This window comes from Synechococcus sp. 65AY6A5 (genome assembly GCF_002760415.1).
In the GTDB taxonomy this organism is placed as follows: domain Bacteria; phylum Cyanobacteriota; class Cyanobacteriia; order Thermostichales; family Thermostichaceae; genus Thermostichus.
On record NZ_AXUW01000001.1, the window covers coordinates 1479238 to 1489163 of the forward strand.

Consider the following 9926-nt stretch of genomic DNA (forward strand, 5'->3'; position numbering starts at 1 on the left):
TCCTTCTTGCCTTCACATATCCTTTCGATGAGGTGAGCATGACGTCACGTCGTAACTTTTTGCTGTCTGCGGGTGCGGCCACCGTGGGTGGACTCGTGAGTGGCAGCTTAGCACGGGCCAGCACAGGCTACTGGGTTGCCCAGGCCAGCGGCCCAGAAACCCCCAATCTCAGGTTAGGCTTTATACCGATTGTGGAGTCTGCCCCCCTGATCATCGCCAAGGAAAAGGGCTTTTTCGACAAGCATGGCATGACCGGTGTAGAGGTTTTGAAGCAGGCCAGTTGGCCGGCAGCCCGTGACAACGTGGTCATCGGCTCAGCGGGTGGGGGAATCGACGGTGGCCAGTGGCAGATGCCGATGCCTCACATGATCCACATTGGCGCCATCACCAACAATCAGCCGGTGCGCATGGCAGTTCTGTGTCAGTTGATCACCCAAGGCAACGGGATTGCCATTGCCGGAATGCATGCTGGCAAGGGTTTGGGGCTGGATATCTCGGGAGCCGCGGATTACATCAAAAACTTCAGCGCCAGCAACAAACGCAAATTCAAGGCCGCTCATACCTTCCCCAACGTCAATCAAGATTTTTGGATCCGTTACTGGTTTGCTGCTGGGGGGGTAGATCCGGATCAAGACATCGACCTGTTGGCGGTTCCCTCTGCCGAAACGGTGCAGGGAATGCGCAATGGCACCATGGATGCTTTTAGCACCGGGGATCCCTGGCCCTACCGGATTGTGGCCGATGGGATCGGCTTTATGGCGGCCCTCACCCAGCAGATCTGGCCTTTTCACCCCGAAGAATACTTGGCCATTCGCGCCGACTGGGTGGAGCAAAACCCCAGGGCCACACAAGCCACTTTGATGGCGGTGATGGAAGCGCAGCAATGGTGCGACGATCCGGCCAACCGTGAAGAGCTGGCGCGCATCCTTTCGGGGCGCGCTTATCTGAATGTGCCGGTCGAGGTTCTCACGCCTCCCTTCCAGGGCAAGTACGAATTGGGAGATGGCAAGCCGGCTGTTCAAGATTTCAACGCCGGGCCTCTGTACTGGGAAGATGGGCGGGGCAGCGTCTCTTATCCCTACAAGAGCCATGACCTGTGGTTCTTGACCGAATCGCTGCGTTGGGGCTTCCACGCTCGCTTCCTCAAGGATTTGGATACTGCCCGCCGTCTGGTGGATGAGGTGAACCGCGAAGATCTCTGGCGGGAGGCTGCCCAAGCGCTGGGAGTGAAGAATATTCCCAACAACACTTCGCGGGGAACGGAGCGTTTCTTCGATGGTGTGGTGTTTGACCCCCAGGATCCCCAGGCCTACTTGAACAGCCTGAAAATCAAGAGGGCCTAGTCTCGGCTCAGGTCAACACAGACGTGTTTCTTGTGTAGCAGAAATCCTGCCCATTCGCGGGATCCCATCGAGTTAAAAAAGGCTGGGCCGAGCTTTCTACTCACATCGGGTTGATAGAGACTGTCAGCCTTGCGCCTTTTGAATGGTTCTGAACACTATGTTGAGGATCGGCCATGTTAGCTCTGCTGCACGTTCCGCGAGAACACTCCAGGGATCCCTGCTTCGAGAGACCAGCCAAGCTTTACTGGGACAGGCTCATCCTTTCAATGGCAATGGGGGCGCTGATTTTGCTGATTGCTGTGAGAGTTTTGTCGAGTTTGCAGTCCCTGTGCTTGCCCGTCCAAGGAAAAGGCAAAGCTGATCCAAGTTCATGCTCTGATTCCAGAACTTTGTAGAACCCCTCAGTCGAGGTGTTTCGAAGGCGCAGAAACAGAGAACTTTGTAAAACTCTATCCTCTCTAGGAGCCATGACGACGACACTTTCTTCTCCGGCAAAGCCCTCGACAACCAAGTTCGACTTTGCCAAGTATCGAGATCAGATCCTCCCTCCCGTGGTTGGCATTGTGGGATTTTTGTTGATTTGGCAACTTTTGTCCGGCGCCAACCTGATTCGGCTGCCGGGGCCCTGGGATGTGTGGATGGATGAGCGCAGCCGCTACCTAATCCTGCATCCTCTGTACCGCAATAGCGACCTCGACCAAGGGCTGCTGCGCCAAACTTTGGCCAGCCTGCAAAGGGTGGTCATCGGCTACTGCAGTGCCGCTTTGGTGGGCATTGCCCTAGGGATCTTGGTGGGCAGCAGCATGTGGATCAACCGCGCTTTGGATCCCATCTTCCAGTTTTTGCGCATGGTGGCTCCCTTGGCTTGGGTGCCCATCTCCTTGGCTGCTTTGCAACGCAATGAGCCGGCTGCCCTGTTCGTTATTTTTATTACCTCAATTTGGCCCATTCTCATCAACACGGCTGTGGGGGTGAGACAGATCCCGGAAGACTACATCAACGTTTCTAGAGTGCTGAGGCTTTCTAAAGTTGACTTCTTTTTTAAGGTGCTGCTGCCCTCTGCTTTGCCCTACATGTTCACAGGTTTGCGGGTTGGCATTGGCCTATCCTGGCTGGCGATTATTGCTGCAGAAATTGTCATGTCCGGCGTGCCAGGGATCGGCTTTTTCATCTGGGATGCCTACCAGCAGAACTACGTGACTGAGATCATCGTTGCTGTCATCTACATTGGGGCGGTGGGCTTGCTTTTGGATCGACTGGTGGCTGCCCTGCAAAACAAAATAGCCAATCGCTAGCCTCGTTTGCAGATCTTTTCACTGCATGTCCATCCAATTGAGTTGGGATCCCTCTTACATTGTCTTTGAGTGTTAGCCCCAATCAGCTCTTCAAAAAGAGTAGAACTGAGGTCTGGGATCCGAGTTGCTGAGCAATATCTACAGGTGGGGAGGTCTTCTGTGTCTGTATTGGTCAGTGTAGAGCAAGTGGAAAAAGCGTTTGGTCTGCCTGGAGGCCAAGAATATCTAGCCCTCAAAGGGATCGATCTCCAAATTCACCGCGGGGAGTTTGTCTCCTTAATCGGCCACTCCGGCTGCGGCAAGTCCACCCTACTGAACATGGTGGCGGGGTTGTCTCTGCCTACCGGAGGGATCGTGGCTTTGGATGGACACACCATCACCGTTCCCGGCCCGGATCGCATGGTGGTGTTTCAGCATTACTCGCTTTTGCCTTGGCTAACGGTTCGACAAAACATTGCCCTGGCGGTAGACGCTGTGCTGAAAAACTACTCCCCGGCAGAGCGTCAGCAGATTGTCGAAGAACATATCGATCTGGTCGGCTTGCGGCAGGCGGCGGATAAGTTCCCGGCTCAACTGTCAGGGGGCATGAAGCAGCGGGTAGCCATCGCTCGCGCTTTGGCTGTGAGGCCCAAGGTGTTGTTGTTGGACGAGCCCTTTGGCGCTTTGGATGCCCTCACGCGCGGGAATTTGCAGGAGCAGTTGATGCGCATCTGCGAAGAACACCAGATGACCACCCTCATGGTCACCCACGACGTGGACGAAGCCGTCCTGCTCTCGGATCGGGTGGTGATGCTGACCAACGGGCCGGGATCCCGAATTGGCAACATTTTAACCATCGATATTCCCCGCCCCCGCCGCCGGTTGGAGGTAGTCAATCACCCCAGCTACTACAGCTATCGCAGCGAGATCATCTACTTTTTGAACCAGCAAAAACGGATCAAACAGTGGCGGGCCCGCCGCAGCACCGTGGTGGCCAGGCACGGTTTAGAAAAGATCAACTTGGAGATCGGCTTTGTGCCCCTGACCGCCTGCGCCCCGTTGGCGGTGGCCAAAGAAAAGGGGTTTTTTGCCAAACACGGCCTGGAAGAAGTCAATCTGGTGCGGGAAACCAGTTGGCGAGGGATCCAAGACGGCATCCAGGGAGGTTACTTGGATGCGGCCCAAATGCCCGCCGGCATGCCGGTGTGGATGTCTCTGGGCGGCGGGGACAACCCACCCCAGCCGGTGGTGACTGCCCTCACCTTGACCCGCAACGGCAATGCCATTACCCTGCACAGGCGCTTCTACGAGCAAGGGATCCACACGCTGAGCCAGTTGAAGGCTTACATCCTGGATAGCCCCAGCCGTCGGCTGACCTTTGGGGTGGTGCATCCCAGCTCCATGCACAACTTGCTGCTGCGCTATTGGCTGGCAGCCGGCGGGATCCACCCGGATCACGATGTAGTGCTGAAAACCCTGCCACCGGCCCAGATGGTGGCCAACCTAACAGCCGGCAACATCGATGGCTACTGTGTGGGAGAGCCCTGGAATTTGCGGGCAGCCTTAGAGGGCAGTGGCTTTACGGTGGCTACGGATCTGGAGATTTGGCTGGGCCATCCCGGCAAAGTGTTGGGGGTGCGAGAAGATTGGGCCAGGGCCTACCCCAACACCCACATTGCCTTGGTGAAAGCGCTGCTGGAAGCCTGCCGCTACTGTGAAGACCCGGCCCATCACGACGAGATTCGCGAGCTGCTCAGCCGCCGCGCCTACCTGAGCACCGACCCATCCTACATTCACCTGGGGGATCCCCAGCGCCTGATCTGTGACCTAGACATGCCGATGCGGGAATATGCCCACCATCAGTTCTTTCTGGGCGCCGGCAACCGCCCCAGCCGCACCGAGCATCTGTGGATGATGACGCAAATGGCCCGCTGGGGGGATCTGCCCTTCCCCCGCAACTGGGTGGAGATCGTGGAGCGGGTGTGTCAGGTGGGGGTGTTCAGTACGGCGGCCCGCGAGCTGGGGCTGGATGTGTCTTACCAACGGCAGCCCATTCAATTGTTCGACGGGATCCCTTTCAATGGCGAGGATCCCTTGGCTTACCTCAACAGTTTGGCGATTAAGCACGACATTTACATAGCCGAGGTTGCTTTGGATCGTCGTCCTGTGTTGCTCTAGAGGTTCCCTTTGCAAAAGCACGTTCCCAGTTGTGAGAAAACGATGAATTGGAGCACCCCACGATGACTGCCCTCTTGACAACCTCTACCCCAGTAGCCACAGCCGCAGAACCCTACTTAACCCTTGAGAATGTCAGCAAGACTTACCCAACTCCTAAGGGGGAGTATCCCGTCTTGCGAGATATCAATCTTAGGGTCGATGCAGGAGAATTTGTCTGCATAGTTGGACATTCCGGCTGTGGCAAAACCACGCTGCTGAATATGGTTTCTGGCTTTACCCAGCCCACCAGCGGCTCGGTGAAGCTGAAAGGCCAGCCGATTACAGCTCCTGGCCCAGATCGCATGGTGGTGTTTCAGGGATATGCCTTGTTACCCTGGCTCACGGTCTATGAAAATGTTTACCTGGCCGTCCAGTCGGTCTTCCCTCAAAAGAGCCAGTCGGAAAAGCATCAAATTGTAGAGGAACACCTGAATTTGGTGGGGCTGGGGGAAGCTGCCCAAAAATATCCCCCGCAAATTTCCGGAGGGATGAAGCAGCGGGTGGCCATTGCCCGTGCCTTGGCGATTCGACCAGAAGTCCTGATTTTGGATGAACCCTTTGGGGCTTTGGATGCCATCACCAAAGAGGAACTGCAGGAGGAGCTGTTGCGCATTTGGGATGAACATCGCTGCACGGTTTTGATGATCACCCATGATATCGATGAGGCACTGTTTCTGGCCGACCGTTTGGTGTTAATGACCAACGGCCCTGCAGCTACCATTGGGCAGGTCATTTCTATTCCCTTCCCACGTCCTCGCGACCGCGAGCGCATTCTGGAGGATCCGCAGTACTATCGCCTGCGCAACTCTGTCCTCAGCTACCTCTACGGGCATGAGGCTAACCCTGAAGCGGTTAACTAAAAATCTCATCCGGCACGCCGCCGAAAGCTCCCTGCCATTATCCTGCCGAGCCGACCAAGCCGCGCACCACCCGCACCAGCTCGGCAGGCAGCGGAGAGCCGGGATCCCAGCACAGCTCCAGTTGGTTGGGATCCCTGGGTAGATCTTCCGGGCAGGGGCCGGTGTGCAGGACGGCCACACACCGCAAGTTGCCCCGATCCCGACAAAACTCATGCCAGAGGGGGATGGCCGCCGGATCCCGGCTGACCAAGAGATAATGGGAGCAGGCTTCCAGGATCGGCTGCTTTTGCGGATCCACCTTGCCGCCCACATCCACGATCACCAGGCTTTTTTGTTGGCGCAGGGCGAGGATGGCCTGGGCGTGAAAGCTGAAAAAATCGGGGGTCAGGCGGCCCCGGTAGCGGTGCTTGAGGATTTTGGCTTCTTCCGGCGGCAGATCCAACGTCCAATTTCCTTCCCCATCCCAGTGGGCCCGCTGCAGATAAACGTTGGGAGCCTGAGGCAGCAGGGACTCGAAAAGAGCGCGGGCCAGGCGGCTTTTGCCGCTATCCGGAGGGCCCACCACCATCACTGCCGCCGCCAATTCTGAGCCTGGCCTGCCCTGCACCCAGGGAATGATCTCGCCCACCTGCACGTCTGGGCTATGGCTGGAGACCACCACTGCCCCCAAGCGCGGGTCGTAGCAGGCCACCCAGCGGGTAAAGTGGCACTCGTGCACCAACCAGCCGTAGAGCCAGATGGGGGCGCGCCCGCTCAGCACCACTCCCAAGCGGGGGTCGATCCCCCCAGGCAGGCGCAGTTGGGCCAGATCTTCCGGGAAAACCAGCCGATCCGGTCGGGTCAGCTCGATTTCAATCACCTGAAACGGTAGCCCCCCAAGATGGGGTTTCTGCGGCCAATGGGCCAGATAGCCAGACCGCAACTGCAGCGCCACAGCAGACATGGAAATTGGGACAGAAAGACAACAGCCTGGCCCCAGTATGGGGAAGATTGGAAGCAAGATCTTCCAATTGTTGGCAGAGTAGGGGCGAAGGGATCCGACCTTGGTCTGTGCCTTGCCCTGGAGGGGGAGATGAACGGAGGGGAGTTGCCTTTGACGGTGGAGGTGTTGCGCTGGCTGGCAGGCGGGCAGTTGGCAGAGCGCCTGGAGCGGGCGGTGCGTCTCTGGGTGTTGCTCCAGGGTTTGTACAGCGAAAACCGTTGGCCGGATCTGCCAGAGACCTTTGGCTACACCCACATCCGCGATCGCCTCTTCTCGCCCAGCCACCCCCGGCAGGATTTGCCCCATGGGATCTCCTGCCCGGATCCCAGTTGCATTTGCCAGAAGCCTCTGAGCTTTTGGCTGGAGCATCCCGACCTGCTGGCCGCCTTAAAAGCCGAAGTTCCCCATCTGGAGACGCGGCTGGCCAGCCGGCCCTTTTTGAAGACCCACCGCACCCTGCGCAAAGAGCTGGACTACCTGGCCGCTCAGGGCTGGCTGCAGCCAATCGAGGCCAACTCCAGGCGAAGAGATAACTTTCGCTGCCGTGCCGCCGGGGATCGCCCCCCCTTGCCGACGCCCGCCTCGGCCTTGACGTTGTCGGGTAGCCAGCTTGAGCAGATCTACCACGTCCTCAGCGACGTGGCCTTTGTGCATCCCGATGTGCAGGTGTTGCTGGACGATATCTGGGGGGGGCATCAACACTCGCAGCGGCGGCTCTTTGTCTGGTTTGAGTACATCCTCTCCGACGAACAGCAGGAGCGGGTGGACGAATACCAAAACCAGCTAGAGGCTTTCTGGACAAAACCGGCAGCAGGGCTGATCCGCTTTGATTACGAAACTCGCCAGCACGGGATCCAAAAGGTCCTCACCTACCCGGTTTGCCTGTTTTATGCCCGCCGCGCCAAGTACTTGGCCGCCTTCGGCCAGCTCCCGCACGCTGCCAGATCCCTGGGCTGGCACAACTTTCGCCTGGATCGCATTCGCTCGCCTCGCCTGACGGTGGTGCCCTGGTCTGACCCTGCGGTGCCGGCGGAGCTCTTGGCCCGCCAGAGGCAGGGGAATCTGCCCACTCCTGAGGAGGTGCAAGCGGCCTGGGAAGAGGCCTGGGGATCCGATTTCTATCTGCCCAAGGCGCTCTTGATCCTGCGCTTTGCGCCGCAGTTTGCCCGCCGCTACGTGGACAACACAGTACGCCACCCCACCTTCCAGCCCATTGCCTACGAGCGGATCCCGGCTTTGGTGCAACGGGCAGTGGCGGATGCGCGGGAGCGCGAACAGATTTTGAACACTGTCCGGCAAAGACCAGCCAGCGACCGGTACTTCCGCGCCTGGGTACGGGTGGGAGATACCAATTTCACCATGCGCCTGCGGGATTGGCGGCCCAACGGCGAGGTGATCGCTCCCCTGGCCTACCGGGAACAGATGGCTCGGGAAGCCCAGGCAGAGCTGCAGTTTTATCGCCCCGACCTGAAGCTTTCTTGACCTTCCTGCCCATGACCACCCTCTACCTAACCGAGCCGGGGACTGTGGTTCACTGCCAAAACCAAACCCTGCTCATTCGGCGCCGCGGCCAGGAGCAGCTTTGCCGCCTTGCGGAGGTGGAGCTGGTGGTGGTGTTGCCCGGGATCCAATTGACCAGCGCAGCTTTGGCCCAACTGCTGGATCGCGGCGTGGAAACGATTTTTTTGCGGGCAGATGGCGGCTTTCGTGGCCGCCTGCAGGGATCCTTCTCCACCAACCCTGAGATGCGTCTGGCCCAATATCAGCGGGCCTATTCCCCTTGGGGGCTGGAGTTGGCCAAGCGCATTGTGCGGGGCAAAATTCGCAACCAGCGGGCGCTCCTGCAACTGCGCAACCGGGCCACCCGCGGCCAGAGCGGCCCTCTGCAGGAGGGGATCGATAGCCTTGCCGCCTACCTGCACCCGTTGGATCGCGCCGCCACTTGCCCAGAGCGGGAAGCCTTGATGGGCCTGGAGGGCCATTGTGCCCGCATCTATTACCAAGCTCTCCAGCACTGCTTCTCGCCTGAGTGGAACTTCAGAGGTCGCAACCGCCAGCCGCCGCTCGACCCGATCAACGCTCTGCTCAGTTGGGGCTACGGGGTGCTGCTGGCCCGCGTGTTCTCGGCAGTGGTGATGGCCGGGTTGGATCCCTATCTCGGCTTTTTCCACGCCAACTTGCCCTACCGCCCCAACCTGGTGCTGGACATGATGGAGGAGTTTCGACCCTTGGTGGTGGATTGGGCTGTGCTCCAGCTTGTCAAGGCTGGCCTGCTCACGCCGGAAGACTTTGAGCCGTCGCCGGATGGGACAGGCATATGGCTGGGATCCCTGGCCAAAAAGTTGTTTTTGGGTGAGCTGGAGCGCCGCTTCCGCGAGCCGTTGCTCTATCCTCCCCAGTCGCGTCGCCTGGCTCTGAGCCAAATCGTGCTGGAGCAAGCCCGCTGGCTGGGCCGTTGCCTGGTGAGCGGCAACCTGGAGTACGAAGCAATGGAGCTGCGCTGATGCTGTGGTTGGTTTGCTACGACGTGGTGGACGATAAGCGCCGACACCAGTTGGCCAAACGCCTGGAGCAGTGCTGCCAGCGAGTGCAATACTCCGTTTTTGAATGCCCCCTGGACACTGCCGAGCTGGAAGAGAAGCTGGAAAAGTCGTGGCTGCCTCTGCTCAACCTCCAGGAAGATAGCCTGCGGGCCTACCCTCTGGATGCCAGCGCCAAACAACGCACCAAGGTCTTCGGCGGGCCTCCCCCCTATGAGCCGCCGGACTACCTGATCTTCTGAGGCTCTCCACCGGGCCGAAATTGTAAAGTTTTGTGCGCGATCTGTCGGGGCGAGCCATCACCAGCCTGACTCTGCCGGCACAAGATTTTAAGGGAAACTTTAGATCTTTTGCCCCGATTGGCCCAAAAACGTGACATAATGGCCGTAGCAAGCTCAATTTCCCCGCTTGCGCTTGGCCGCGAGGACAATGTTAATATCTGTGTCGAGGAATCTCCGTACTCCCTCGCGAACGCACCTTGAAAACCTCATGAATTCAGGCTTTTCCGAGGGTAGGGTTGATCCCTACCTTTTCCCCGCAAGGGGACGGAAACGCTTGAGCAAGAGCGCCTGGAGTTTCACCGCCGCGTCTACCAGTTGATCCCTACCTTTTCCCCGCAAGGGGACGGAAACGGAACACCTCTGGAACGTTTCCAGAGTACTGAGGTAGCGTTGATCCCTACCTTTTCCCCGCAAGGGGACGGAAACTTA

Annotated in this window: 8 protein-coding genes; 7 read left to right on the top strand and 1 reads right to left on the bottom strand. The window is 58.5% G+C overall.

Annotation, left to right across the window (positions count from 1 at the left end; translation table 11 throughout):
- Positions 1-38: 38 nt before the first annotated feature.
- The 4 genes from SYN65AY6A5_RS07065 (at position 39) to SYN65AY6A5_RS07080 (ending at position 5694) form a co-directional block, all read left to right on the top strand.
- Positions 39-1343, top strand: coding sequence for a CmpA/NrtA family ABC transporter substrate-binding protein (locus tag SYN65AY6A5_RS07065; protein ID WP_099884141.1), 1305 nt, complete (start codon positions 39-41; stop codon positions 1341-1343).
- Positions 1344-1810: 467 nt separating this feature from the next.
- Positions 1811-2638 carry a nitrate ABC transporter permease gene (gene ntrB, locus SYN65AY6A5_RS07070; protein WP_099834626.1) on the top strand — a complete coding sequence of 276 codons (828 nt, stop codon included), beginning with the start codon at positions 1811-1813 and terminating at the stop codon, positions 2636-2638.
- Between the two features lie 159 nt (positions 2639-2797).
- Positions 2798-4795 (top strand): nitrate ABC transporter ATP-binding protein, encoded by a 1998-nt coding sequence (locus SYN65AY6A5_RS07075; RefSeq protein WP_099812313.1) that lies wholly within the window; start codon positions 2798-2800, stop codon positions 4793-4795.
- A gap of 62 nt (positions 4796-4857) precedes the next feature.
- A complete protein-coding gene (locus SYN65AY6A5_RS07080; protein WP_099812314.1) occupies positions 4858-5694 on the top strand; it encodes a nitrate ABC transporter ATP-binding protein in 837 nt (278 codons plus the stop codon).
- Between the two features lie 37 nt (positions 5695-5731).
- On the opposite strand, the gene crn3 is transcribed toward SYN65AY6A5_RS07080, so the two are convergent.
- Complete coding sequence (gene crn3, locus SYN65AY6A5_RS07085; protein WP_099884143.1) at positions 5732-6637, bottom strand: CRISPR-associated ring nuclease Crn3/Csx3; 906 nt, start codon at positions 6635-6637, stop codon at positions 5732-5734.
- A gap of 129 nt (positions 6638-6766) precedes the next feature.
- On the opposite strand from crn3, the gene SYN65AY6A5_RS07090 reads away from it, so the two are divergent.
- From SYN65AY6A5_RS07090 to cas2, 3 genes are read left to right on the top strand one after another with little or no spacing between them, the layout of a single operon-like run.
- Positions 6767-8158 carry a TIGR03985 family CRISPR-associated protein gene (locus SYN65AY6A5_RS07090; RefSeq protein WP_168174245.1) on the top strand — a complete coding sequence of 464 codons (1392 nt, stop codon included), beginning with the start codon at positions 6767-6769 and terminating at the stop codon, positions 8156-8158.
- Positions 8155-9180 carry a CRISPR-associated endonuclease Cas1 gene (gene cas1, locus SYN65AY6A5_RS07095; RefSeq protein WP_240531006.1) on the top strand — a complete coding sequence of 342 codons (1026 nt, stop codon included), beginning with the start codon at positions 8155-8157 and terminating at the stop codon, positions 9178-9180. Before SYN65AY6A5_RS07090 ends, cas1 begins: the two co-directional genes overlap by 4 nt.
- On the top strand, positions 9180-9458 hold the full coding sequence (cas2, locus tag SYN65AY6A5_RS07100) for a CRISPR-associated endonuclease Cas2 (RefSeq protein WP_011429772.1): 279 nt from the start codon (positions 9180-9182) through the stop codon (positions 9456-9458). Before cas1 ends, cas2 begins: the two co-directional genes overlap by 1 nt.
- Positions 9459-9926 lie beyond the last annotated feature (468 nt).